The organism is Antrihabitans stalagmiti (assembly GCF_016482825.1).
GTDB lineage: Bacteria > Actinomycetota > Actinomycetes > Mycobacteriales > Mycobacteriaceae > Antrihabitans > Antrihabitans stalagmiti.
In genome coordinates, this window is the sequence record NZ_JAEMNV010000003.1 from 361,478 (window position 1) to 386,705 (window position 25,228).

Genomic DNA, 25,228 nt, shown 5'->3' on the forward strand with positions numbered 1-25,228 from the left:
ATGCATAGTTTCGACAATGCGCTGGAATTGACCGGTTCCGGCGAAAAGCTTTCGGGCCGAACGACTCCCGAATACGCCAACATGGTCGGCCCCTTCGGTGGTGTCACGGCCGCTGTCGTGGTGCGGGCAATTCAGCAGCATCCCGATGTGCTCGGTGATCCCGTCACGTTGACGGTGAACTTCCTCGGTCCCATCGCGTACGGAGATTTCGATCTGAGTGTGCGGCCGGTGCGAACCAACCGCGCGACCCAACACTGGTCCGTCGAGATAAGCCAGGACGGCGCGGCGGTGACGACGGCGACGGCTGTGTTCGGCTTTCGGCGCTCGACCTGGTCGGCGACCGAAGCGGGTTTTCCGTCAGTCCCGGATGCCGAAACTGTTGCCGAGCAATCGTTTCCGGACATCTACGCGTGGCCGCAGAACTACGAAATGCGCTTCGTCGAGGGTGGCTTGATGGAACTCGACGGCAGCGAGAACGCCGAGTCGGTGTCGACGTTGTGGTTGCGCGACAAGCCCGTTCGACCACTCGATTTTCCGGCACTGACATCGATTGCGGACGCCTTCTACCCGCGCATCTTCAGAAGGTTGGGCCGCCCCACCGTCGCCGGAACGGTCTCGATGACGACCTACTTCCACGCCGACGCTGCAACTCTGGCGGCATACGGCACCGACTACATCCTCGGTACCGCACGCGGGCAAGCTTTCGGCGCAGGGTATTTCGATCAGACCGCACAATTGTGGGGAGTCGGAAAGAACCTGCTCGCGACCAGTCACCAGGTCGTCTACTTCAAGGGCTGAGTGCGGTCCTTCGAGGGTCGGCTCGACTGCGCAACACGTTCTCGCACTTCGCAACGCGTTCTCGCACTGCGCAACCCGCGTAACGTGTCCGGGGGCGTGCGCAGTGTCAACGCATGCTGCGCAGTGAGCTGGAATACCCGGAATTCCAGTGCTAGCGCGACTAGGAGTTCGATCAGCTGGCGATGGCAACAGGGACTGATAGCCCTTACTCAGCGAACGGCGCCTGCCGGATCAGCAGCGGGAACATCGCGTAGCGCCTGGCCCAGTTGGCTCTCCCGTTGGGCACCGCTTTGCTCTCGTCGAGCCACGCGGACACCATGTGTTTCTTGAAGCCGAGTCGGGGATGCCGTTGCAGCAGTTCGTCCACCCACTCTGGCGAGAATTCGTCGACGCGCGAGCCCATCACGTCCGCGCTCGCGCCGGCCGAGACGAATCCGCCTGGGTCGCTGAGGTCGCCATCGACGCCGACCGTGATGTGCGCGGCGATTGCAGCACCGATGGCCTGCGCGCGTTCGGGTTCCGCGCCGTGCTCCGCCGCGAACGCGACTGCGCGCGTGCCGCCGACGACAGCGAAACAGGTGCCGGGTGTCGGTCTCTCGAGGTTCAGATCGTGCAGCAACGATGCGACGTACACAATCTCGTCGTCGTAGGTCGCGCCATCGAGGGCCGCCAGAACTCGTCCGAAATAGTAGGTTCGATAGCTGTGTTCGAGCACGTGTGCCGAAACTGATTCGCGTGCTTGCATTTCCGCGGCCTTGGCAAGCTTCGAGTCGGGGAGTGTGATGCCCCCGAAATCGAGGGCGCCACTGCCTCGCCGGCCCATTCGAGTGCGGACGGCACTGAGGGTGAATGCGGGTAGCGACCGCGCCAACGTTGCCGACAGCTGCAGTTTTTGGCGACGATCGAGATTGCCACCCGTCCGCTGCGCCCACTCCCAGTCGATGCCGTCAGGTCCGCTCATGGGACAAGTGAAGCAGATCAGCCCTCAGCCAGGTGCTTGATGTCGGCGAGTCCTTTGTCGAAGTCTTTGCCGATTGCTTTGTCGAAGAACAGTTTCCCCGCGATCTCCATGGCGAGGTTGCGCTTGCCCGTCATGGTCCAGGACAACTCGGTTCCGCCCGCGGTCGGCTTCAGCTCGAAGATCGTCTTGTTGGACGCTTTGAACGGTTTGATGAACTCCAGGTCGATGTCGATCCGATCTGGAGTGGAGTCGGTGATCTCCATCCGGCCCGACCCGACCTTCTTGTTCCCCTCCCACGAGTACTTCGCACCCGCGCCTTGCTCGGCGCCTGCGAAATGTCGCTGTAGTTGGGGATCTAGCTTCTCCCACGGAGACCATGCGCCCCACTGATGGAAGTCGTTGAGCAGCTTGTGTATTGCTGCTGCGTCCGCCTTGATTACTGTTGTGCGTGTCTGTGTGAAGGCTGCCATGTCAGAGAGGGTACCTGCGACTACGCCACATCAGGCGGTGATGGTCGGCTCTGTTGCTGTCGCGAGGCTGAGCACCGCACGGACGACGTGCTCGCTCGTCTCGATGCGGGACTCCAAGTCGCGCAACGATTGTGCGATCTCGGATTCAGGTCGGTCGCCGACGAGGTCGACGGTCGCGACGAGCAGGACCCGACGCGGACCCAGGTATTCCATTCGCAGGAAGGTGACGCGGTCGATCTCCGGCAACGAGGTCAGTACTTTGATCCCGACGTTGCGTAGCTCGGGTGCTGCTTGTTCGCCGACGAGGAAGCGGCGATTGCGGTCGATCAGCAAGATGGCGACGACGCCGAGCAGGATGCCGACCGCGATGGACCCGATCGCGTCCGGAATCGGCGACCCGGTGAGTTGGTGCATAAGGATGCCGACGAATGCGATGGCGAGCCCGATCAACGCGGCGGCATCCTCGGCGAACACGGCTCGTACCGTCGGGTCGGAGGTGTTGAGCGCGTGCTGCCACAGGTCACGATCGAAATCGGCTGCCTCGGAGCGTAATTGGCGATAGGCCTGTTGGAAGGAGACCACCTCGAGTGCAAACGAGATGCCGAGCACGATGTAGGCGACCGGGAAGTTGCTCGACGGTTCGGAGTGGAACAGTTCCTGAATGCCGTGGGTGATGGACACGCCTGCTCCGAGCGCGAACAGTCCGAGTGCGGCGAACATCGACCATACGTAGGCCTCGCGGCCGTAACCGAGTGGATGCTCGTCGTCCGGTGGTGTCGACGAGCGTCTGTTGGCGATCAGCAGCAGGACCTCGTTGCCTGCGTCTGCCCAGGAATGCGCTGCTTCGGCAACCATCGACGCCGATCCGGTAAGGGCGGCGGCAACCGATTTCGCCAGTGCTATCAACAGATTTGCGGCGAAAGCGAGTACGACGGTGAGGCTGGATTCCTGCTCGGCGTCGGCCATCTGCTCACCGTAGGCCAGGTTCACCGCCACGTGAAGATTGGGCACGCGAACCGTTGGCGCGCACCAACTTCGTGCGCTCACGGCTGCGAGGTGTCATTCTGGTTAACGCTGAATGCGGGAATTGCCCGATCTGTTGAGGAGACCATCATGGCGCGCAAGGTTCACAGGAGTGCGGCGATCGTTGCTGTCGCTATGTCGGTCATGCTGGCATTGTCCGGTTGTTCCAAGCAGGAGAAGGACTTTCGGAAGCAGCTCGAGCAGGCGGGCTTCTCGGTATCCGACGTCAGATCGGAGAAAGCGTCGTCGTCCAAAACGAAAACCAAGTCCAAGAAGCGCCCGAAGAAGAGCTCGAACAAGAAGGTCTTCGAGGCGGACGTGAAGCTGGGCAACTGCCTTGTCGAGTTCGAGCAGGGCGAGAAGGAAAAGCGGTACTACCTCGACGAGGTCAACAACGACGAACCGGTCATCGGCCTGATGAAAGACAACCCGACCAAGGCGGACGTCGAAGCCTACCTGCGCGGCCCCGACAGTCCCTGCAAACTCTGACCGGTCAGTCCAGTACGGCTGTCGCGTCTACTTCGACGAGAAGATCTGGCTCGGTCAACGACGCGACCGGGATCAAAGTGATCGGCTTGACCGGGTTCACGCCGAGCTTCGCGGCAGCGCGCGCGACGCCCTCACCGAGTAGAGGGAACTTTTCGTCGGACCAGTCGACGACGTAGACGGTCAGCTTTGCGACGTCGTCGAAGGACCCGCCAACCTCTGCGAGTGCTGTCGCGATGTTGAGGTAGCTCTGCTCGACCTGTGCGGCGAGATCACCTGCACCGACCTGGTTGCCGTCTGCGTCTCGTGCAACCTGTCCGGCGAGAAATACGAACTTGGTGCCGGTCGCGACCGACATCTGCCGGTAGACCTCCGGCTTGGGTAGTCCATCGGGATTGATAACGGTGACGGTCATGTCTGCTCCTCGGTTTGTGGGATGGTTTTCATAACATAGCAATGTTATACTTAAAGCACCATGGCAAGGACAAAACAACCTCAGGTTCGAGCCCAGCTGATCGAGCGAGCGGCGCAGATGCTCCGCACACGAGAGCCGGTCACGTTGCGCGCGCTCGTCGACGGCACCGGACTTTCGACGATGGCCGTCTACACCTACTTCGGCAGCATGGACGGATTGTGGAGAGCGGTCCGCCAGGAGGGCTTCAGTCGACTGGCGACGAAAGTCGCGACGGTACCGACGACGACGGATCCAGTTCGAGATCTGGCAGCACTCGGGGCCGCGTACACCGCCAACGCGCTGGAAGCCCCGGACCTGTATCGCGTCATGTTCGACGCGGGGTTCGAATTGGAGGATGCGGAGGGCGCCGACGCGACGCTTCACGTACTCGTTGCCGCTGCCGAGAGGGCCAAGGTGGCCGGCCGCTTTCGTGCCGACGTGGACCCGATCGATCTCGCGACCCAGACGTGGGTGATCGGGCACGGTCTTGCCTCACTCGTCGCAACCGGACCCCTACCCGAAGCAGCTCTGGCACATGCGATTCCGATGCTCACCGCGCTGTTCGCATACGCCGGAGACGACGCTGTGGCCGCGCGCGAATCGGTCGAAGCCGGCTGGACAGGACTCTAGTTCGCTATTCGCTCGGGCTGCGGCTCGGCTGATCGGCCGTTGCGGTGGTAGCGAGGTTGGTGGCGGCCCAGTTCCCGAGCAGCGTCATGGCGTCGGCCGACGGGGTGCCGGGTTCTGCGCTGTACAACGTCAGGACCATGCCGGGGTCGGCAGGCAGCGGCATCGTTTCGTAGCCGATCGTGATGTCGCCGACGACGGGATGGTGGAAAGTCTTTGTGCCCGTGTAGTGCAGGCGCACATTATGTCTGGCCCATCGAATGCGGAATTCATCACTGCGGGTGGATAATTCGCCAACCAAGTCGGAGATGCCACGATCGTAGGGGTCGCGGCCCGCATCAGTTCGAAGCAGGTTCACCCCGCCGTCGGCCATCTGATCCCAGTCGGGATAGAACTCACGCGCTCGGGGGTCAAGGAAGCAGAATCGGACGAAGTTGACCGGCGTCGTCGGGTCCGGTCGCATGTGGTCCGGGTACAGCGGCGAGTAGAAGGCATAGGCGAGTTGGTTGGCAGCGACGAGATCATGGCGGGCATTGCGCACGAAGGCGGGCCCCGAGAAACCGTCGAGCAGCCGCTGAACGACCGGCCTGATCGTGTGACCCGTCCGGCGGGGACGTGTCCGCTGCGGGCTGGTCAACGCACTGCGGTGCAGATCGAACAGGTACGAACGTTCGGCTTCGTAGAGCTCGAGTGCTCGCGCGATGGCAACGAGAACCGATTCGGAAATACCGTTGACCTTGCCTCGTTCGATTTGGGTGTAGTACTCGACGGAGAGCCCGGCGAGAGTGGCGACCTCTTGCCTGCGTAGGCCGGGCACGCGTCTCTTGGCGGCGTCGTAGACCGGCAACCCCACTTGGTCGGGCGTGATCTTGGCACGTCGCGACGTCAGGAACTGCCCGATCGCGGCCGCTCGGTCGATGGACTCCATACCGCTGAGGCTACGACTCCCGGGTAGGCGGTTGCCAGGTTCTGTGAGGGGGGTGCTGCCAGTACACCTCTCGTCCGCATCTCCCACACGGCTCGTCCGCGACGTTGCATGGTGACATGACATCGCGACCGACCTCCCGAACACCGACCAGCAGGCTGCCTGCACTGGTGTACGTGCTTGCAGCTGGAATCTTTCTGATGGGCACGACCGAGTTCATGGTCGCCGGGCTACTGCCCGACGTTGCCGCGGATCTGAACGTGGATCTCGCGCAGGCAGGGTTGCTGGTCACGGCGTTTGCGGTAGGAATGGTCATCGGTCCGCCGGTGATGGCCTTGGCGACGCTGCGACTCCCCGCGCAGGCCACGCTCATCGGTGCGCTGGCGGTATTCGCCGCTGGACACCTGGTCGCGGCGGTCAGCGACTCGTTCACCGTGGTGATCGTCTCGCGGGTAGTGACCGCACTGGCTACAGGCACGTTCTGGGCCACCGGTGCCGTCGTTGCTGCAGCGGTCGCCGGGCCGGGGGCCAGCGCGCGGGCACTCGCGGTGATGTCGGGTGGCTTGAGCCTGGCGGTGGTCGCGGGGGTGCCGTTGGGAACTTTCGCCGGCCAGTTTGTCGGGTGGCGCGGCCCCTTCTGGATGTTGGCCGCATTGACGGTCCCGGCCATTTTCGCGGTGCTCCGGTTCGCACCGAGGGCCGCTGGAAACAAGCAGACCAGGGTCGCTATCGGTGCGGAGGTGGCAACGGTCAGGTCGGGGCGAATGTGGCTGGTGTTGGGGGTGATCGTCCTCGCTCAGGCTGGGTTCCTCGGGGCCTACAGCTTCATCAGCCCGTTGCTGACCGACCGTGCGGGTCTACCCGCGGTACTTGTGCCGTTGGTGCTGGTCGGATTTGGTATCGGTGCTCTGGCCGGCACCGCAATCGGCGGACGTCTCGGGGACCGGCGACCGCTTACGACTGTTGCCGTCGCAGTGTCTGCGACCTCGGTGCTGCTGCTGATCCTCGCGGCAACGGCAAGTCATTCGATGGTGGTCGTTGGACTTGTTGTGGTGGTTGGCGCGACCGGCCTCGGCGCAAACCCGGTGCTGATCGCGCAGACGCTGCAGTTCGCCGGGCACGGCTCACGACTCGCCTCGTCGCTGGCCACTGCGGCGTTCAACCTCGGCACCGCCACCGGGTCGGCTCTTGCCGCGACCACGTTGTCGAGCTCGCTCGGTGTGGTCGGACCTGCAGTGCTCGGCGCTGGAATCACAGTCACCGCGCTGATCCCGCTCGCCCTGCTGGCTGCTCGTTCCCGCTCGCGCACAGACACAACGACGTCATCCCGCGTTGAGCCGACGCGGGTTGCTGTGGGAGTGAGCTGACCATGGCGACCGCAGTGACGAGACGGGGAATCTGATGCGCATCAGACTGGTCGGCCTTGTCGCAGCCGCCGCTGTCGCAGGACTCAGCGCGTGTGCGAGCCCGTCGACTTCCGACAGTTCGGTCGCTTCACCGACAACACAACCCACAACAACGCAACCCGGCCAGCAAGTCACGTCCACGCAGATTCGGTTGAGGATCGGCACGGACGAGGCGACAGCGCGACTTTACGACAACGCGCCGGCGCGAGAGTTTGCCTCCCTGCTACCGACCACACTCAGCCTGCACGATCTCGGCGGGCGGGAGAAAGCTGGCGCGCTGCCACGCGATCTCACCAGCGGACAGGGTCAAAGCGACTATCGGGCAGGGCAACTCGGCTACTGGCCGCCCAGCGGCGACCTGGCCATCTACTACCGCGAAGACAGCTTCCGGATCCCCGACCCAGGGATCGTGATGATCGGCGAGATCGAGACCGGACTCGACGCGATTGCCAACTCCGACGACGACGCCAGTCTGATCGTCACCGCCGACTGACGACCCTTCGACAACTGTTCGACAATCAAAAGGAGTACCGAAATGACCACCATCTCGACACGGCGAGGCAATCGTCGCTGGACCAAACTTGCCGGCACCGGCGCTGCCCTGCTCGGCGTACTTGCAACGTCGGCCTGCGGTAGCGCGGAGTCGACCCCGGGCTGGTCGAGTCGCACAGCCGAAGCGACTGATTTGCCTGCCGGTGACATGTCCAGAGGAGCCGACAACTTCTACACCAGCGATCGCGTCACCGTCGAAAAGGTGACGTTCCAGAATCAGTACCAAATGAGCGTTTCCGGCAACCTGTTCGTTCCCGACGACCTCGACCGCAACACCACGAACCCGGCTGTGGTTGTCGGGCACCCGATGGGTGCCGTCAAGGAACAGAGCGCCGACCTCTACGCAACAAAGCTGGCCGAACAGGGTTTTGTAACTCTGTCACTCGACCTGTCGTTCTGGGGTGAAAGCGACGGAGATCCGCGCAACCTGGTTGCACCCGACATCTACGCCGAAGATTTCAGTGCCGGAGTCGACTACCTGCGCGCACAGTCGTTCGTCGACAAGGAGCGCGTAGGTGCGATCGGCGTATGTGGCAGTGGCAGTTTCGTCATCAGTGCCGCCAAGATCGACCCGAGGATCAAAGCAGTCGCAACGGTCAGCATGTACGACATGGGTGGCGTCAGCCGCAACGGCCTCAACCACTCGGTCACGCTCGAAAAGCGGCGGGACATGCTGGCAAAGGCGGCTGCGCAACGTGATGTGGAATTCTCCGGTGGAGAAACGGCGTACACCGGCGGAACTCCCGAACGATTGACCGATCAGTCGACCGCGATCGATCGTGAGTTCTACGACTTCTATCGCACAACGCGGGGTAACAGTCCCGGAACTACGACGCACCCAACGCTGTCGAGCAACGTCAGGTTCATGAACTTCTACCCCTTCGCGGACATCGAAACCATCTCGCCCCGACCGATGCTGTTCATTGCCGGCGAAAATGCGCACTCACGTGAATTCAGCGAAGAGGCCTACCGCTTGGCCGGTGACCGCAAGGAACTGGTGATCGTGCCCGACGCCGGTCACGTCGATCTCTACGACCGCACCGACCTGATCCCGTTCGACAAGCTTGCTGCGTTCTTCACTGAGAACCTCGGCTGACGGTCAGATCGCCGCTGGATCCAAGCGGTGGGCGGCGACGTAGTAGATGGTCGTTCCCGCGGGTACCGGTGCGTCCCACGGGGGACTTACCACCAGGTCCGTGTCGGTCCGAACGGCAAGTGCGATCGCCGAGAACCGCCGCCCGAGGTCGGTCTGCACGTCGCCGAAACCGGCGTAGTCGCGCGGTAGTCGGAACGAGTACGTGTTGCCACTGCCACCCGAGGTCATCAGCTCCGCGTAGACCTGACTGATGCCGGGGTCGTGGGCTTCCTCGACAAGCAGGTTCGGCACGTGCCACTGCACGCACTGCACGCGTGAGCTGACGTACTGGAACTGGCTGGTCCGGCTCATGTCGCGAAGCGCGACGATCAGATGTGTGCGGTTCTCGGCGGCACCGCGGCGGCCACTCGGTCGGCTCGCATGTGCGACAGCAACCGATATCGCCAGCGACTCGTTGTCGTCGCGCCCGTCGATCAGGACGATCGCCGCGGACGGCACACACGCGCGGGAGAGGACAGCAAAATCTGTGAGATCGCCACGGACGAACAGGACCCGCTGTTCGTTCGGCATCGGATGCTCGTGCACGTTGTCCCATGCGCACAGCACAAGTTGTACGGTCGGCTCGGCGATCAGCTCGGCGACGAGCCGTTCTGTGCGGCCTTCCGTGTAGCCGAGCAGCACGATGTGGTCGGTAAGTTCGAGTTCCGCGAGCCCACGCATTCGTTGTCCCTTCGCCCTGGACAGCTTGTCGACCAGATGTGTGAAAAGCATTGTCAGAGCGACGATGCCGCCGACGATCACGTACGCGCCGACGACGTGACCAGCGGCTGACGTCGGAAAGAAATCGCCGTAGCCGACGGTCGCGGCGGTCACGACGAAGTACCACGGATAGTTCTGCGGCTTGGTGATCTCGTTCGTCGACGGTTCGACCAGCCACATCGCGAGCCAACTGGTTGCGAATACGAAGAGCGCGATCGTCAGCGGCAGCGCCCAGCCGGTCACCAGGGGCCGCATCAATAGGCGGAGGCGGGCGATGAATAGCGGCACGGGCGGATGGTATCGCTTTTAGTGCGGCTGGATACGGGCTCCGGTGAGGTCTGCCTGCGCGGCGTCGAGGACTCTGCCGAACACCCGCCTGATTATCGGGACCCCGACGACCCGCGTCAGGAACGCGCCGACGAGTGGCAGCCGAATTTCGAAGGTGCTCGTCCACGTGACATGAGTACCGCCCGCAACTTCTGTGAAGGACTTCCGACCGGCCTCGTGGCGCGAAGGAGGGAAGCTGCGCTCGACGTGATAGTCGAAGCTGCGCGGCGGGTCGTAGGCGGTGATTCGTTCGTAGAAGATGCCGACGGTCCAGAGCAGCACCCGCAGAGCGCCGAGCCCGTAGGGCGCGTCGGCGCCGGGTTCGGCCAGTCTTTCGCGCAGCACGAACTTGGAGCGCGTGTAGTTGTGCGCGTTGCTGAGCCACGCGAACACGTCCTCGATCGGTGCCGCGATGGTTTGTTCGACGGTGAGGGTCTCCACGTCAGTCCCTTTCTCGGGCAAGCGGGTTGGATAGGTGCGCTGTTGCGAGCTTTTCGGGGTTCAGGACGGCGTAGAGGCCCTGGATCACGTTGTCGACGATGTCGAACAACAGCACGAATTCGAGTGCACCGCGGGAGCGCACCAGCATCGCAGGCTGGGCGTTGCAGGTCGTCAGCTCGAAGGTCGGCTCCGCCAGTTCACCCCGCGCGATGCCGAGTACGAACCGGGCAACACGTTCGGGTCCGAGAACGGGTCGACGTGCTGCGCTGACATGTCCACCGCCGTCGGATATTTCGACAACGTCGGGCGACATCAGATCCATCAGGCCCTGGATGTCGCCGCTGGTCGCTGCTGCGAAGAACTTTTCGACGATCTCTGTCGCCGTGCGTGATTCGGGTTGGAAGCGGCGTCGCCGTGCCTGTACGTGTGCCTTGGCGCGATGGGCGATCTGGCGGACGGCGACGTCGGTCTTGCCGACCATGTCGGCCACCTCCGGGAAGGTGTAGCCGAACACGGTGTGCAGTACGAACACTGCGCGTTCGTCCGGGCTGAGCGTTTCCAGGACGAGCAGCATCGCGATCGACACCGACTCGGCAAGCACTGCGTCGTCGCTGACGTCGGACGCGGTCTGGATCGGTTCGGGCAGCCAGTTGCCCGGATAGTCTTCGCGTCGGCGCTGGGCGGTACGAAGGTTGTTGAGCGCGAGGCGGCTTGCGATTCTGGCGAGGTAGGCGCGGGGATTGTCGACCTCGGTCGGATCTACCTGACTCCATCGAATGTAGCTGTCCTGCAACACATCCTCGGTATCCGCCTTGCTACCGAGGATCTCGTAGACAATCGTGAACAGCAGTGGTCGATGTTCGGTGAAGATCTCGGAACTGGACGGTTCGGAGCTAGACACCGACGGTGACCTCCTTGGCAGCGACCTTCGGGCCAGCGGGACGCCAGGATGTGACGGTCCGCCCGCGCAAGCCGACGACAGTGAAGCGGCAGACCAACTCCTTCGTCATCGTCCCGATCCGGCGTTTCACGGCGAAACGCGTCGGAGTGTCGTCGGTGCGGGTGAATTGCATGAAGCCCGCTCTGCGGCCGAGGCTGACGCATTGGCCGAACATTCCGATGGACACAGGCTGTGGCGAGCGTCCACGCACGAGAGCCGCGACGGTTGCGGCGCCGTGTACGCCGAGCGGCATCGCGGACTGGCAACTCATCCGTAGGTGACCGGCGACGGAGACGGGTGGTGCAACCGCGTCGCCCACGCCGACGATGCGCGGATTGGACAGCGACACAAGGCTTTCGTCCGTTCGTAGCCGGCCCAGATCGTCGACGAGGAGACCACTTCGCCGCGCGAGGGCGGGGACGGTGAACGATCCTGCCCAGACGGTGGCATCGCTTGCGATGGTTGCGCCGGATGCGGTCCGGACCCCATCGGCGTCGACCTGGGTGATCGTCGTTGCCTCGTGGATCGTGACGCCCAGCTCCGAGAGGGTGCCCGCTACGTAGTCGCGAGTCGCTGCCGGGAGCCAACCTGCGACCGAATCGGACGCCAGGTGCACGTCCAACTCGGGGAATTGCTCAGCGATCTCCGCAGCCGTTTCGACGCCCGTCAACCCACCGCCAACGACAACGACCTGTGCGCCCGCGGTCAGTTCGTCGAGTCGGGAGCCGAGTCGGTCGGCGTCTTCGAGTGCACCGACGTTGTAGGTGTTCGGTCGGCGGTCGACGTGGCTGCCGACGGCGTAGACGAGGTAGTCGAAGTCGATGGCGGTCCCGTCGTCGAGCAGTACCGACCGTTCGGCGATCGACTCGACCTTTCCGAGGCGGAGTTCGACGTTGCGCCGGAGCAGCTTCGACAGTGGTCGCGTTGCAGGCCCGGATCCAGTCGCGTACTGATGCAACCTGATTCGCTCGACGAAGTCCGGCCGCGGATTGACGACCGTCACCGACAATCCCGCTACCTTGGCGAGCCGGTTTGCGGCAAGCACCCCGGCATATCCTGCGCCGACGACAACGATGTGATTCATGTGTCCATCCTTCCGAGAAGACCTGCGGTCTGTATGGGTTTGCCATAAGACACCGCTCGTCAGCGAACCGTGACAGTCCGTGGATGTGGGGTGAAGCACATCGGGGCCGCACGACGAGTGGCCAGGTCGGCGTCGGAAGATATTCGCTCGCCTTGGATCGCGAAGGAGGGGCTGCGTCAGCCGGCAGGAAAGCGCGGGCCGAGTCCGGCAAGAGCCTGCTTCAGTCCGCCGTCGCGTCGTACCTGGATCAGGCCGATGCCGATCAAGATGGCGGCGGTGACGAAGTGTTCGATGGCGTCGAGTTCGTTGTTCGGGAACGTGAAGATGTAGGCGACCTGATTCGAGAACAGCGCCCATACACCTGGTAGACCGCCTGCAACGCCTGCGACGAAGCAGTAGAGCACGGCCCACGAGCGGCGGGTCGCGAAGACCAGACCGGGGAGAAACAGCGCGAGACCTGCGACGGCGTGCCAACCGTTGTAGTCCATCCCGAGGACGGGGGTCGTCGGTGCACCTGGCCCGGTCGCAAAACTCGGCTCGGCGATCCAACCAATGATCGACCACACGACGTGAACGAACGAGATGACGAGCACGCTCCACTGAGCGAAGGTCCAGGTAGCGAGCTTCTTTGAGGTGGTGGTGTCGATTGTCATCTGAACTCCCGAGCGAGTTGACAGAACGTTCTAATACTACGGAGTGTAGAAGACGGTTCGGCTCGGTGTCCAGAGTTTTGTCGAGCTCAGCTCGGAGTGGGTTCGTGCACGAAAAATCCTGCTCCACCGTCGGCCTTCGCGCGGTAGAGCGCCGCGTCGGCAGTCTCGAGGATGGCGTCGGCGTCGGCACCGAACACAGGCTGCGCGACAACGCCGATGCTGGCCGAGATCGACAGTTTGTGTCCGTCCACCTCGAACGGATCCTGGATGCTCGCCAACAAACGGGTCGCAGCAGCAGTGACGGCGTCGATATCGATAGGTGCGAACATCACCGCGACGAACTCGTCGCCGCCGAGGCGGGCAACGATGTACCCGTCGGCCATACCTTGCTCTTGCAACCGATTGGCAACAGCTGCAAGCAACCGATCGCCGGTGGCGTGGCCGAACTGATCGTTGACGTATTTGAAGCCGTCCAGATCGAGGAAGCACAGGCCGATGCGATCGTCCGGTCCGGCGATGTCGATGGCGTCGGCAATGTTTTCGTGCAGCAACAGCCGGTTCGGGAGTCCGGTCAAGGGATCGTGGCGGGACTGGCGATACAGAGCCGCCTGTAACTCGCGGCGCTCGGTGACGTCCTCGCCGACACCCAGCAGATAGCTGTCGACCTCGCCGTCGCCTGCCACGAGGGTGATCGCGAACATCGCCCAGCCGTAGGTGCCGTCGCTGCGACGGAAGCGCGCTTCGAGCCGAACCGTGCCGGAGCCGACGGCGATCAACTCGTCGAGGATGCGTCGACGCGCGAGGTCGTAGTCGTCAGGATGGCCGAGATCGAAGGCAGACATCCCACGGAGGTCGGCGGCGTCGCGACCGAGCATCTCGGCCATCGCCGGGTTCACGTCGACAAGGCCACCGTGCAGATCGCCGATCGCAATCGCCACCGCAGCGTTGTCGAAAACAACGCGGAAACGTGCATCCGTCGACCCCTGTTCGGACACTGTCTTCGCTTGCAGCGCAGACGCGTAACCCTGACCGAACGAGCCCATCAGCGCTGCGTACTTGGATCGGAAGTACGCAGTACCGGATTCCGAAAGCCGGGGAATCTCGGCGAGCACCTCGGCAGATCTGGCGACGACGACCGGATTCGTCAACCGCATCCGTACCAACGCCGAGCCGACCTCGGCGCCGACGGTCGGGTCGAATTGCTCGGCGTCCAAAGCGTCGGCGAGGTTGACGAGCAGATCGGCAAGCGCCTCCTTGGCGTCACGCGACGACATCGGTACGTAGCTGGTATCCGAGATTGCCGACCACCACATCCGAGCACGCCGAACAGCGTCACTTCGATCCATCGCGAACCACCTGGAACTCCCTGTCACCATGCGCACTAACGCCGCAAGTTTCCCAGAGTTTGCTGATGGGTGGAACAGGAGAGTGTGTCTCGTGCCCGGATGAGATTCATGTCACGTCGACCTAACCGCTGAAACCGGGAGGCATCAGCAGCGACTTCTGTTCGCAGTACGCGTCGAGACCCTCCGGACCGCTCTCCCGACCGATGCCGGAGTTCTTGTAGCCACCGAAGGGGGATCCGGGGTCGAAGGCGTACCAGTTGATGGCGTACGTGCCGGTCCGGACCTGCGCTGCCACCTTGCGACCACGGTCGACGTCCGACGTCCAGACCGAGCCGGCCAGCCCGTAGTCGGAATCGTTGGCGATCTTGATCGCTTCGTCTTCGGAGTCGTAGGGAATCACCGCGAGCACGGGACCGAAGATCTCTTCTCGCGCGATGGTCATCGAATTGTCGACACCCGCGAAGATCGTCGGCTCGACGTACCAGCCCTTGTCCAACCCAGCCGGCCGACCGCCGCCGAGGACGATGCGCGCGCCTTCGTCTATGCCCTTCTTGATGTAGCCCTCGACGCGGTCACGCTGCCGTGACGAGATCAGGGGACCGAGTGCGGTCGTCGGTTCGGTCGGATCGCCGACCGCCATGAACCCGGCTCCGGTCACCATGGCGTCGAGCATCTCGTCGTACCGGCTGCGCGGCGCCAGAATTCGAGTCTGAGCGACACAGGCCTGCCCGCTGTTCATCAGCCCTGACATCAGCAGCATCGGCATGGTCGACGCAACGTCCATGTCCTCCAGCAGGATTGCTGCGGACTTGCCGCCGAGTTCGAGCGAGCAGCGTTTGAGCTGTTGTGCGGCGATCGTGCCGATCTTGCGACCGACCGCCGTGCTGCCCGTGAAGGTGATCTTGTCGACGCCGGGATGGCTCACCAGGTACTCGCCGGTTTCGGCGCCGCCGGGAAGTACCGACAGCACACCTTCGGGCAGTCCGGCATCGGCGAAGATGTCGGCGATGAGATTCGCGGCGAGTGGTGTTTCCGGCGCAGGTTTGAGCAGCACCGAACAGCCCGCGAGCAGTGCGGGGGCGAGCTTGTTGATTGCAAGGAAGAGCGGGACGTTCCACGCGATGACAGCTGCGACGACGCCGACGGGTTCGCGGGTGACGGTGGTCTGCCCGAAGATTCCGTGCCGCGTCTCCTCCCAGGGAAACGAATCTGCCAGGCCCGCATAGTAATTGAGTACCGCGACAGCAGGGGTCTGCTGCAGCATGCCGACCATCATGGTCGGCGCGCCCATCTCCGAGGTCAGGGTCGAGGTGAGTTGCGGGCTGCGCTCCTCGATCAGCGCGGTGACCTTCGACAGCACTGCCGCGCGGTCTGACGGGCTGGTTCGGGGCCATGGTCCGGACTCGAAAGCGCGCCGAGCCGCCGCGACCGCTGCATCGATGTCGGCTGGGCCGGCAACCGGGGTGCTACCGACACGTTCCTCGGTGGCTGGTGAGATCACCTCGAGTCGTGCGTCGGTGGCGGGTGCGACCCAGTGGCCGCCGATGAACAGTGTGTCGTAGTCAGTCATGAGCCCGTATCCCGTGATTCGAAGCCGTGCGGATACTGGAACACGTTACAGAAATGCTCTCGAAAAAACAGGGGCGTCAGGAATCCAACGTCAGAGCGCCCGCGCCGGTCAGCGTTCCGAGCCCGCCGAGCTCTGCGGGCACAACCCGCAACTCCTTGATGAAGGACAGCCCCGCGTGGCGACGCAGCGACTCCTGCAGCGGATCCCAGAGCAGCGGTCCGGACTGCGCGAACCCGCCTCCGACGACGACGAGGTCGACATCGAGCAGGGCCGCGGCCGACGAAATAGCCTGGCCCAGTGCGGTTCCGGACCGCTCCAACGCGGCTGTGCCGATCGGATCGCCTGCCGCCGCTGCCTTCGACAGTTCGATACCCGTCGTACCCGCCCAACCTTGGGCCTGCGCCCAGCGGACCGTCGACGGACCGCTGGCAACGGCTTCGATACAGCCGACGCCGCCGCACGCGCACGGGTCCTCGTTGTTGACGACGATGTGTCCGACGTGGCCCGCGTTGCCGGTACGGCCGCGCACGATCTGCCCGTCGAGAACGATGCCACCGCCGATGCCCGTCGAGACGACCATCCCGAGCAGATTGGGAACGCCGCGCGCCGCGCCGTAGCGGTACTCCGCGAGCGCAGCGCAGCCGCCGTCGATGGCGAAGGTTATCTCGGCCGTCGGAAACAGGCCCTGTACAGCAGCGACGATCCCGAAGTTGTTCCGCCACTCTGCGATGTTGAGCGGGCCTGTGGTGCCTGCGACGGTGTCGATCGGGCCTGCCGACCCGATGCCGACCCTGTCGACCGGCTCGGTGCCCGCCACTTTGATAAGTAGCGCGGCGCAGGCGTCCCATACGCCGACCTTCGGGGTCGGCGTCGTTTCGACACCTACCAGCGTCCCGTCGTCGGCCACCCGTGCCGCCGCAAACTTCGTACCGCCGATGTCGAGGGCAATCCTGCCCGTCCCGCTACTGCGCATGGCTCTACTGTGCGCGATCCTGTGGCTTCAGGGGGCGGAAATTCGCGGTGCAGGCGTCGCGACGATCACCAGATTGCTGACCAACAGTTCGCGCAACCCCGGCACCCGCAGCACCCACCAGGCCCAGCGTGGGTGATAACGCGGGAAGGTCGCGAGCACGTCTGCGTCGGAAACCGAACGTGCCCAACGCAATCCGTCCGCGGCTCCGACTGCGAACAGTGACGTCCCGAATCTGTTCTTCGGTTCGCGGCCCTGCTTTCGAACATAACGCCTGGCAGCCCGCTCACCTCCGAGGTAGTGCCAGGGACCGGTCTCGTGGCCGCCGAACGGGCCGAACCAGATCGTGTACGACAACACCATCAGTCCACCGGGCTTCGTGACCCGCAACATCTCGTCGGCCATGACCCACGGCTCGCGTACGTGCTCGGCCACGTTCGACGAGAAACAGATGTCGACGGAGGAGTCCTGGAACGGCAGTGCCATGCCGGATCCTCGGACCGCGCCGTGCACGGCCAACCCGGCGGCGTGCATCTCGGACGGGTCGGGCTCGACGGGCAGATAGCGGGCGCCGGCAGCCGCGAACTCCTGGGCGAAGTAGCCAGGACCGCCACCGACGTCGAGCACCGTGGTTCCGGCAAGGTCGCGATCGACCGAACCCGCGTACAGGTCGCGGATCATGTCGACCGAATCCCGCGCCAGCGCGCCGTAGAACAGTTGCGGATCGCTTTGTTCGTGCCTGAAATCGGCAAGCAGTTGCACCGATCTCCGCAATGTCGCGCGACGCGCGAACCGGGCCGTGACAGCACGGCGACGGCGGGCGAGGGCAGACACGGGAGGCAACAATAGCGGCACTTCCGGAGGCGACTGCTGCCGCAATACCGACCGGCGTCGGCTCAGCCGTTAGTGTGTTCTTCGAACCGAACGTCCGCCAGACATACCAAGACATCCTCAGCCATCCCCGGTCACTGCCAGAGAGGTCGCTCACGTGCGCGAAGTGTTGCTCCTGTGCTGGCGTGACACCGGGCATCCGCAGGGCGGCGGTAGCGAGCGTTACCTCGAGCAGGTCGGCACCGAACTGGCGGCGCGTGGCATCAAGGTGACCTTGCGGACGGCACGTTATCCAGGTGTGCCGAAGGCCGAATCGATCGCCGGTATCCAGATCAGCCGTGCGGGCGGCCGGTACAGCGTCTACCCACGCGCGCTCGCGGCGATTGCGTTCGGGCGCCTTGGTCTGGGTCCGCTGCGCGGCATCCGTCCCGATGCGGTGATCGACACGCAGAACGGCATACCTTTCTTCGCACGGTCGGTAGCGGGTGCGCCGGTCACCCTGCTCGTCCATCACGGCCACCGTGAGCAATGGCCTGTGGCCGGTCGGTTGATCGGCCGGGTCGGCTGGTGGGTCGAATCGGTGCTCTCGCCGCGTGCGCATCGACGTAATCAGTATCTGACTGTGTCGTTGCCGTCGGCCGAAGAGTTGGCAGGCCTCGGTGTCGACCGCGACCGGATTGCCGTCGTGCGCAACGGTGCCGAAGCGATACCCGTCGGCGTCGACACCGGTTCGCCGGACACTCGCACCGCACACCCGAGCTTGGTCGTGCTGTCGCGTCTGGTGCCGCACAAGCAGATCGAAGATGCACTTGCCGTCGTCGCCTCGTTGCGTGGTCGGATCGAGGGTTTGCAACTCGACGTCGTCGGCGGCGGCTGGTGGGAAGAGAAGCTGCGTGAACGGTCGCACGAACTCGGCATCGAAGGTCGGGTCACGTTCCACGGCCACGTTTCCGAAGAGCGTAAGCACGAATTGCTTTCCAGCGCATGGGTGCACGTCCTCCCGTCGCGTAAGGAAGGCTGGGGCCTCGCCGTTATCGAGGCTGCCCAGCACGGGGTACCAACGGTCGGCTACCGCAGCTCGCGTGGTCTCACCGATTCGATCATCGACGGCGTCACCGGGCTGCTCGTCGGCGATTGTGCTGAACTGACAGACGCGGTCCACACGCTGCTGCGCGACCCGGACACCCGGACTGTGCTTGGCGAGAAGGCTCGGGTGCGTGCACGCGAATTCTCTTGGGAGCAAACGGCATCCGGGGTTTTCGATGTGCTGCAGGCGACCGCGCGTGGCGAGTCCGTGTCAGGACTCATCGGGTCGTCGTCGTACGCGGATCACTATGTAGAACACGCTGCCGAGGATTCCGCCCGCCAGTAGCGCACTCCACATGGCGTGGGCGAACAGTGCTGCGCCGCGCGGCTTTTCGTCCTCGGCTGCGACGCCGGGTACTCGATACAACGCCAGTTCGTCGTCTGCGTAGAGCCGCTCGACGCCGTCGATGCTCACATCGGGCTTGCCTGCTCGGCCAACGGCCGTGCGTTCGACGAGTATCCACCCGACGCCTTGCACGGCGAGTTCGGTAACCGGTGCACCCGTGGCGAGCAACTGTTCGACTTCGGCGGCCCGTGATCCCTCGCCGTCGACCCTGCCCTGCGCAACTATCAACTCGCCCGACTGCAGGACGTCGCGAGGCAGCATCCGCGGCGCAGGATCGAGAACCGGCGCTCGACCGGTATAGGGAAATGCTCGAAACATCCCTTCGGGGACGACCACGACGGCTCCTGGCAGGTCGGTGTCGATCGACTCGGCAACTCGCTCCCACGACGCCGGGTACCGAACGGGCCGCAACGCACCGCCGACACCCCAGACCAGGTCTGGAAGCGCAACGAGCAGCAGCAGGATCGACGCGGCCGGGGTCAGGAAGCGGGCTGGGTTCGGCTGCTCCGGTTCGGCGAAGCGCGCCACGATCGCCTGGCACCCGGCAGCCGCAGCAAGCGCGTACAGCGGCACAACGAGGGCGATCCATTTCTGGGTGTCACGAAGCAAGCCGGCTCCCGGCACCTCGACGACCAGCCATTCCCCGGCGCTGATGCCCAACGGTGTCGCCGCAACCGCGGCGAACAGCAGCGCACCGATTGCAGTGCAAGCCAACGCAAATACTGCGCGGTCCTGCCTGCGCCGCCACAGGTACGGCGCTCCGATGACAACGACCCCGAGCAGTAGCGCGGTCCCGACGAATGCGAAGCCACTCGTTCGACTCGTAGGCACGGCTGCGGAGTTCCAGATGCCGCCGAGCCCGGCGAGGCTTCCGAACGTGGCCAGACCAGGCTCGGCTCGCGCTGCGAAGGCAGCGACCCCAGCAGGATCCGACGTCGTAGCACCCGCACCGGAAGCAATCGCCGCATAAAGCCACGGCGCCGACGTGACGACGGCCATCGCGCCGACGCCGATCAGCTGCTTCGGCCGAACGAGGACCACCGCGACCACGATCGCAAGCAACGCGCCCGTCGGAGTGAGACCTGCGGCGCCGAGACAGACGGCGAGAGCGCACCACCCGCGAACCCCGCTGCCCGACCTGAGCTCGATCGCCGCCTTCGCTGTCCACGGCAGCGCTGCGTAGCCGACGAGCAGACTCCAATGGCCCTGCAGTAGCCGCTCTGCGACGTACGGGTTCCACATCACAACGGTCGCGGCGACGAGTTGCGGACCGACCGCGACGCCGCTCAGCATCGATCTGACCAGCGCCGCGGCACCCCAACCGGACAACCACAACGCTGCGAAGAGGATCAGCTTCACGACGACGCCGCCGTCGACTATCGACGATGCGATCGCGAGAGCGGCGTCCTGCGGGACGGCTCGGGGAGCGGCGTCGCCGAGTCCGAGGGCGGAGTCCGTCAGGTAGGACCGTGGAGTGCTCACGGCGTCGCGCAGCAGTAGGTACCCGGGTCCGAACAGTGGACCGAAAATCACGCTTGCAACGGCGAAGCTGTAGCCGCCCGGCAGCGCCCGCGTTGTCGTCGAGCGTAGGTCTGCCATGGGCCGCACGATACGTGGGTGTTTCATGCTGCCTGACATCATGGGCAAGTGACCAACCGACCGACCGCGACCGCAAAGCTCGACGCGGGGTCGGCGATGGCTGGGTTGACACTGGTGACGATGGGGGCAATGACGGCCAACGTCGCCGGCTACCTGTTGCAGCTGCTTGCCAGTCGCTGGCTCGGGCTCGACGGGTACAGCGAGTTCGCCACGTTGCTCGCCGCACAGTTGGTGCTGGCCGTGCCTGCCTTGGCGCTGCAGACCGTCGTTGCGCGGGAGGTCGTCCACGGCGCGTCCACGGCGGCCCTACGCGCGTTGCAGATACGTAGTGCCGGTCTGGTCGCGATCGTGGCTGCCGCGCTTGTTCCGGTCGTGTCCATGGTGTTGAACGTCAGCGTCGCGGCGACCATCGGCGCGCTGCTCGTCGCACCCATCCTCGTCCTACTGTCCGGTGAGCAGGGACTGCTGCAGGGGCGAGGCCGGTTCAAGGCCCTCGCCGTTGTGCTCGGCGCGGCAGGCGTCGCCCGCGTCGTTCCTGCGGTCGCCGTACTTGCCGTCGGCGGTGGACCCGCACCCGCTCTGATCGCCGGTGCCGTCGGCAGCGCGGTGACCTACGCGGGTGCCCGACTGCTGACCGGTTCGGCAGAGGGTCCGGTTGCGGCGAGGCTGCCGGCGAGTGTCGTCTCGGTCCTGCGTGCTTCGCAGGTTCAGCTAGCGCTGATCGCGTTGTCGTCGCTCGATATCGTCGTCGCTCGACTTGTACTCGACGGTGACAACGCGAGCCGCTACGCGCTCGGTACCGTCGCTACGAAGGTCGCGTTCTGGCTGCCGCAGGCGGTCGGAGTCGTGCTCTATCCGCGGATGGCACATCCAGAGCACTCGGCGCGTGCGATCAGGTCCGCGTTGGCCGTGTTGGCAGGCATCGGCGCGGTGACGGTTGCCTGCGCAGCGCTCGCGTCACCGCTCCTACCGATCGTCGTCGACGAGGATTACGCACCGATTCAAGGCACGTTGTGGGCTTTCGCGCTGCACGGTGCCTGTCTCGCGCTGCTGCAGGGCGCATTGCTGTCTGCGATCGCAGGTGACCGAACCTGGCTCGCTCTTGTTGCCTGGGTAGGCCTTGCCGTCGAAATAAGCGTCATGCTCACGGTTGCCGACTCGATCGGGCAGTTGATAGCGATCGCCGTTGCGTGTGCGGCGGTGACGACCGTGATCGTCTCCTGGCTGGCGTTGCTAGGCAAACCTGCGCAACCGCGCCCCTGACGAAGCCTCCTGCTCGACCGGGGTGCCGAACGCGGTGCCCGAGATCGCGCCGCCACTGCCCTCCAGCACCACACACGAGCGAGCATCGGGTGCATACCTGTCCTGCAACTCCTGAGACGTTTTTGCAAGCTCATGCTGTTCGTCGGTGCGATTGTCCACAACAGCAGCAACATCGGCGCGACGCTTGCGTAACTGATCCTCGGGCAGCGGGAGTTGGTAGTAGCGGCACAGATCCGATTCGAATTCCTCGCCGATGTCGTTCTTGCCGAGCTCGGGGGAGTGTTTGACCGCATCCTTCGTCGGAACGACCTTCAGTTCCCGGCCGTCGAGAACGGCGCCTTCGTACGGAATCGCCTTCGTCGAACCGAACCAGCCCGCGTGGACGGTCAGCCACAGCGGATCGGACGTCTCGTCGTCGACGTAGAGCTGATCGATTTTGCCGATCTTTGCTCCGGACTGGTCGTACGCCGTCGCTTGGGTGATTGCGACGAGGTCCTGTTGCATGTTCACAAATGTCGTCCGTTCGGTCGGGGATGGTGCCGGGGTTACGGACTCGGTTGTGGCAACTCGCAATCGGTGACCTTGGGGTTGAGGCCGAGGTAGTTGAGCGGGCCGGCGACGACCGTGAGGGCGATGGTGCCTGTGCCTGCACAGTTGGTCGGTGCGCTGTCGAAGTAGTCGCGCTGCCACGCTGCGACGGCTCCAACGACAAGCCAGATCAGCACGATGACGCCGAGGAGTCCGCTGATGCTCGACCTGCTTCGGCGCGCTACGGGAGTGGTGCGTTGTCGTCGGGCGAAGAAGGACCGGTTGCGATTCATGACGTCTCCGTAGCTTCGTAGCGATGAAGTTGTAGGATTCCCCATCATCGCCGCTGGTAAACCTAGGTAAATGCCCCAGGTCCTATGCCGGAGACGGCCCGATCGGCACGTCCTCCGAGACGACACCAGGTTCCTTGAGCTCGATGAAGAGGGCGTGACTGTCGGTGTCGCCGATGTTTTCTCCTGCGTGTTCCTGGGCGCCGACCCAGCGCGGTTGACCCGCAGCCAGTTGCACCTCGACCTGGCGACCATGGGCACCGATACGCCGCCGGAACGACGCCAGCGGAACCATGACGGCATCCGGATGCGAGTGCCATTGGGTGCGCGCACCCGGCTGGTCCCGGTACTCGAGGATTCGCACTCGATCGTTTTCGAAAATGACCCGATACAGCTCAGGGTCGGTGACTGCGGGGTCCGTACTCATGGCAATCCTCGAATCCAACACGCTGTGATGTGGGATTACAGTACCATGATGGGCATTGCCATACAATAATAGGATGGCTATCCCATATGAGATAACGGGTCGTCGTAGTCAGAAGGCGCGCACTCGCGCTGCATTGATCGCTGCGACGCGAGCCCTTCTCGGGCAAGGTGAAGTCCCGACTGTGGAAGAGGCCGCCAGCGCGGCCGACATCTCGCGCACGACCGCGTATCGGTACTTCCCGAATCAACGGGCACTGCTGAGTGCGGTGCGACCGGAAATCGAACAGGTATCGCTGTTGCCCGATACCGCTCCGGCTGACCCCACCGCCCGCCTGGAACTGGTGATGGATCAATGCATTCGGATCAGCCTGGAGTGGGAGCCCGAACTTCGCACCTCACTGCGACTCTCGCTCGAGTCCGGACACGACGAGGCACCTGTATTGCGCGGGGGCCGCGCGATCGGATGGATCGAGGACGCGTTAGCACCCCTGCGCCAGACGCGTCCCGACATCGACGTCAAGCGTCTGGCGATCGCGATCCGTTCGGCCACCGGGATCGAATCGTTGATCTGGCTCGTCGATGTAGCAGGCCTGTCCCGTGTAGACGCCGCAGATACTTTGCGCGGCAACGCCAGAGCGCTCCTCCGCGACGCGCTCGGTGGGTGAACCGAGCGCAGCCGACGCAACAAATCGGGCCCGCGACGGCAATTTCTGCGTCGCGGGCCCGATTGTCGGTTTCGGCCTACTTGTTGAGATTCGGTCTCTGCACCGGAATCTCTTCGGTTCGGTCGTTCGTGCCGGTCCAGCTCTGACCGCCTCGGCCTTCGCCGGGCTGCGGGGCGCCGGCACCAGGCGGTACACCGGTCGAGCCACCGTTCGCACGTCGACGACCCGGCTCGCCGCGACCGAGGAACAGCAGGATCAGGCCGGCGATCAGCGCAACGATGCCGATGATGCCGAGGATGATCGGAAGCACCTTGCCGTACAGCGAGATCTTGTCCGCGCCGTCCTTCGCAGTGGTGATCTGATTCTCGATCGTGTTCTCGTCGTAAGCGAGAGTGGCCTTCAGGACGGTCACCTCGGGCTTGTCGGCCGAGCGGGCGTAGTACTGGAACGGCTTCTCTTGACCGCTGATGACGGTGCCCGTGATCGGGTCGACCCAGATGTCACGTTCGTTGCTGTACCAGCGGGTCATCGTCACGTCTTCGGTCGTGTCGGTGACGCCCCACTTCGCTGCGGGCAACTTCAGCTTGTTGGTCGGCGAATCGACGACCTTCGACAGGTCGGTCGCCGGAACCTTCTGGTTGAAGTGGTAGACCTTCTCGCCGTTGATCTCGGTCTCTTCGACGAAATCGATCGGATGCGTCTCACGCGAGTTGGTGTCGTAGTACGGGTAGGTCTTCTTCTCCGTGTTGAACGGGAAGCGGTAGACCAGACCGGTGATGTCGACCTCTTCGGCAGGCTTGTCGTTCTGCACCTGGATCGCGCCCTTGTCCGATTCGATCGGATCGCCGGTCTTGCGATCGAACGTGCCCTTGACGACGCTCGCGGTGAGCAGGCCGGTATCGGCGCTCTTGTCGGTGCGACGCAACGTCGAGCCACCCTGCAGGGTGACGACGTCGGAGTCCGACGGCTCTTCGACCGTGATGAAGCGCTGCGACACGAGCGGGACGTTCTTGTCGACGACTGCAGCACCTGTCGGCGAGGTCAGCGACTTCGCGTCGAGCACCTCACCGCCCTGGTTCTGCGGCGTCACGGCGATCGTGGTGACCTCGAGGTCAAGCGGCGTTTTGGCCAGCTTGGGCAACGTGTAGGTCGGAATCAAGATGGCGGCAACGAGTAGGAAGGCACCGAAGAAAAACAGAATGCACACCAGCGCCTTTTTCGGCCCTGAACGCTCCGCCATGCTGACGCTCCTTATATTCACGAACAACAGATCACGAAAAGATCCACGAACCGAAATTTGCCTGAC

Annotated in this window: 28 protein-coding genes; 9 read left to right on the forward strand and 19 right to left on the reverse strand. The window is 64.1% G+C overall.

From position 1 onward, the window contains the following. Entirely contained in the window at positions 1-798 is a 798-nt protein-coding gene (locus tag JGU71_RS10300) for an acyl-CoA thioesterase (protein WP_199703995.1), read from the forward strand. Positions 799-1,003: 205 nt separating this feature from the next. Here the strand turns inward: JGU71_RS10300 and JGU71_RS10305 are convergent, their stop codons facing one another. Genes JGU71_RS10305 through JGU71_RS10315 form a run of 3 tightly spaced genes read right to left on the reverse strand, consistent with a single transcriptional unit; the run spans position 1,004 to position 3,195 of the window. Then, positions 1,004-1,759 carry an HD domain-containing protein gene (locus JGU71_RS10305; protein ID WP_199703996.1) on the reverse strand — a complete coding sequence of 252 codons (756 nt, stop codon included), beginning with the start codon at positions 1,757-1,759 and terminating at the stop codon, positions 1,004-1,006. Between the two features lie 17 nt (positions 1,760-1,776). Continuing rightward, a complete protein-coding gene (locus JGU71_RS10310) occupies positions 1,777-2,229 on the reverse strand; it encodes an SRPBCC family protein (RefSeq protein ID WP_199703997.1) in 453 nt (150 codons plus the stop codon). Positions 2,230-2,259: 30 nt separating this feature from the next. Continuing rightward, entirely contained in the window at positions 2,260-3,195 is a 936-nt protein-coding gene (locus JGU71_RS10315) for a cation diffusion facilitator family transporter (protein WP_199704544.1), read from the reverse strand. Positions 3,196-3,342: 147 nt separating this feature from the next. Here JGU71_RS10315 and JGU71_RS10320 point away from each other — a divergent pair, with 147 nt between their 5' ends. Beyond that, positions 3,343-3,741 (forward strand): hypothetical protein, encoded by a 399-nt coding sequence (locus JGU71_RS10320; RefSeq protein ID WP_199703998.1) that lies wholly within the window; start codon positions 3,343-3,345, stop codon positions 3,739-3,741. 4 nt (positions 3,742-3,745) lie between these two features. On the opposite strand, the gene JGU71_RS10325 is transcribed toward JGU71_RS10320, so the two are convergent. After that, on the reverse strand, positions 3,746-4,153 hold the full coding sequence (locus JGU71_RS10325) for a RidA family protein (protein ID WP_199703999.1): 408 nt from the start codon (positions 4,151-4,153) through the stop codon (positions 3,746-3,748). A 60-nt stretch (positions 4,154-4,213) separates the two neighbouring features. Here JGU71_RS10325 and JGU71_RS10330 point away from each other — a divergent pair, with 60 nt between their 5' ends. After that, on the forward strand, positions 4,214-4,822 hold the full coding sequence (locus tag JGU71_RS10330; RefSeq protein WP_199704000.1) for a TetR/AcrR family transcriptional regulator: 609 nt from the start codon (positions 4,214-4,216) through the stop codon (positions 4,820-4,822). Positions 4,823-4,826: 4 nt separating this feature from the next. Here JGU71_RS10330 and JGU71_RS10335 read toward each other — a convergent pair whose 3' ends face one another. Then, entirely contained in the window at positions 4,827-5,747 is a 921-nt protein-coding gene (locus JGU71_RS10335) for a helix-turn-helix domain-containing protein (protein ID WP_199704001.1), read from the reverse strand. A gap of 116 nt (positions 5,748-5,863) precedes the next feature. Here JGU71_RS10335 and JGU71_RS10340 point away from each other — a divergent pair, with 116 nt between their 5' ends. Genes JGU71_RS10340 through JGU71_RS10350 form a run of 3 tightly spaced genes read left to right on the forward strand, consistent with a single transcriptional unit; the run spans position 5,864 to position 8,798 of the window. Further along, positions 5,864-7,111, forward strand: a complete 1,248-nt coding sequence (locus JGU71_RS10340; protein WP_199704002.1) for an MFS transporter — start codon at positions 5,864-5,866, stop codon at positions 7,109-7,111. A gap of 34 nt (positions 7,112-7,145) precedes the next feature. Then, positions 7,146-7,643: a cyclophilin-like fold protein gene (locus tag JGU71_RS10345; RefSeq protein ID WP_199704003.1), complete on the forward strand. Its 498-nt coding sequence runs from the start codon at positions 7,146-7,148 to the stop codon at positions 7,641-7,643. Between the two features lie 42 nt (positions 7,644-7,685). Further along, positions 7,686-8,798: an alpha/beta hydrolase gene (locus JGU71_RS10350; RefSeq protein ID WP_199704004.1), complete on the forward strand. Its 1,113-nt coding sequence runs from the start codon at positions 7,686-7,688 to the stop codon at positions 8,796-8,798. A 3-nt stretch (positions 8,799-8,801) separates the two neighbouring features. Here the strand turns inward: JGU71_RS10350 and JGU71_RS10355 are convergent, their stop codons facing one another. From JGU71_RS10355 to JGU71_RS10395, 9 genes are all read right to left on the reverse strand, one after another. Next, on the reverse strand, positions 8,802-9,845 hold the full coding sequence (locus tag JGU71_RS10355; RefSeq protein WP_199704005.1) for a potassium channel family protein: 1,044 nt from the start codon (positions 9,843-9,845) through the stop codon (positions 8,802-8,804). Positions 9,846-9,863: 18 nt separating this feature from the next. Continuing rightward, positions 9,864-10,325 carry an SRPBCC family protein gene (locus JGU71_RS10360; protein ID WP_199704006.1) on the reverse strand — a complete coding sequence of 154 codons (462 nt, stop codon included), beginning with the start codon at positions 10,323-10,325 and terminating at the stop codon, positions 9,864-9,866. Between the two features lies 1 nt (position 10,326). Beyond that, complete coding sequence (sigJ, locus tag JGU71_RS10365) at positions 10,327-11,226, reverse strand: RNA polymerase sigma factor SigJ (RefSeq protein WP_199704007.1); 900 nt, start codon at positions 11,224-11,226, stop codon at positions 10,327-10,329. Further along, positions 11,219-12,349, reverse strand: coding sequence for an NAD(P)/FAD-dependent oxidoreductase (locus JGU71_RS10370; protein WP_199704008.1), 1,131 nt, complete (start codon positions 12,347-12,349; stop codon positions 11,219-11,221). Before JGU71_RS10370 ends, sigJ begins: the two co-directional genes overlap by 8 nt. Before the next feature lie 176 nt (positions 12,350-12,525). After that, a complete protein-coding gene (locus JGU71_RS10375; protein ID WP_199704009.1) occupies positions 12,526-13,002 on the reverse strand; it encodes a DUF4383 domain-containing protein in 477 nt (158 codons plus the stop codon). 86 nt (positions 13,003-13,088) lie between these two features. Continuing rightward, on the reverse strand, positions 13,089-14,348 hold the full coding sequence (locus tag JGU71_RS10380) for a diguanylate cyclase domain-containing protein (RefSeq protein ID WP_199704010.1): 1,260 nt from the start codon (positions 14,346-14,348) through the stop codon (positions 13,089-13,091). A 121-nt stretch (positions 14,349-14,469) separates the two neighbouring features. Then, positions 14,470-15,918, reverse strand: a complete 1,449-nt coding sequence (locus tag JGU71_RS10385) for an aldehyde dehydrogenase (protein WP_199704011.1) — start codon at positions 15,916-15,918, stop codon at positions 14,470-14,472. 76 nt (positions 15,919-15,994) lie between these two features. Next, positions 15,995-16,891, reverse strand: a complete 897-nt coding sequence (locus JGU71_RS10390) for an ROK family protein (protein WP_199704012.1) — start codon at positions 16,889-16,891, stop codon at positions 15,995-15,997. Positions 16,892-16,918: 27 nt separating this feature from the next. Continuing rightward, complete coding sequence (locus JGU71_RS10395) at positions 16,919-17,722, reverse strand: class I SAM-dependent methyltransferase (protein ID WP_199704013.1); 804 nt, start codon at positions 17,720-17,722, stop codon at positions 16,919-16,921. A gap of 154 nt (positions 17,723-17,876) precedes the next feature. Here JGU71_RS10395 and JGU71_RS10400 point away from each other — a divergent pair, with 154 nt between their 5' ends. Beyond that, positions 17,877-19,091: a glycosyltransferase family 4 protein gene (locus JGU71_RS10400; protein ID WP_199704014.1), complete on the forward strand. Its 1,215-nt coding sequence runs from the start codon at positions 17,877-17,879 to the stop codon at positions 19,089-19,091. On the opposite strand, the gene JGU71_RS10405 is transcribed toward JGU71_RS10400, so the two are convergent. Beyond that, a complete protein-coding gene (locus tag JGU71_RS10405) occupies positions 19,017-20,750 on the reverse strand; it encodes an MmpA family trehalose lipid delivery protein (protein ID WP_199704015.1) in 1,734 nt (577 codons plus the stop codon). The two genes, JGU71_RS10400 and JGU71_RS10405, sit on opposite strands and share 75 nt — an antisense overlap. 96 nt (positions 20,751-20,846) lie before the next feature. Between JGU71_RS10405 and JGU71_RS10410 the strand changes: the two genes are divergently transcribed. Next, complete coding sequence (locus JGU71_RS10410) at positions 20,847-22,013, forward strand: polysaccharide biosynthesis protein (RefSeq protein WP_199704545.1); 1,167 nt, start codon at positions 20,847-20,849, stop codon at positions 22,011-22,013. Here JGU71_RS10410 and JGU71_RS10415 read toward each other — a convergent pair. The 3 genes from JGU71_RS10415 to JGU71_RS10425 all read right to left on the reverse strand — a co-directional run bounded on the left by JGU71_RS10415 (position 21,984) and on the right by JGU71_RS10425 (position 23,258). Then, complete coding sequence (locus JGU71_RS10415) at positions 21,984-22,517, reverse strand: PRC-barrel domain-containing protein (protein ID WP_233529105.1); 534 nt, start codon at positions 22,515-22,517, stop codon at positions 21,984-21,986. The two genes, JGU71_RS10410 and JGU71_RS10415, sit on opposite strands and share 30 nt — an antisense overlap. A gap of 41 nt (positions 22,518-22,558) precedes the next feature. Further along, positions 22,559-22,762 carry a hypothetical protein gene (locus JGU71_RS10420; RefSeq protein WP_199704546.1) on the reverse strand — a complete coding sequence of 68 codons (204 nt, stop codon included), beginning with the start codon at positions 22,760-22,762 and terminating at the stop codon, positions 22,559-22,561. 154 nt (positions 22,763-22,916) lie between these two features. Further along, a complete protein-coding gene (locus JGU71_RS10425; protein ID WP_199704017.1) occupies positions 22,917-23,258 on the reverse strand; it encodes a cupin domain-containing protein in 342 nt (113 codons plus the stop codon). A gap of 73 nt (positions 23,259-23,331) precedes the next feature. Between JGU71_RS10425 and JGU71_RS10430 the strand changes: the two genes are divergently transcribed. Next, entirely contained in the window at positions 23,332-23,922 is a 591-nt protein-coding gene (locus JGU71_RS10430) for a TetR/AcrR family transcriptional regulator (protein WP_199704018.1), read from the forward strand. A gap of 76 nt (positions 23,923-23,998) precedes the next feature. On the opposite strand, the gene pgfA is transcribed toward JGU71_RS10430, so the two are convergent. Next, positions 23,999-25,162, reverse strand: coding sequence for a cell envelope lipid trafficking protein PgfA (gene pgfA, locus JGU71_RS10435; protein ID WP_199704019.1), 1,164 nt, complete (start codon positions 25,160-25,162; stop codon positions 23,999-24,001). Positions 25,163-25,228: the final 66 nt, after the last annotated feature.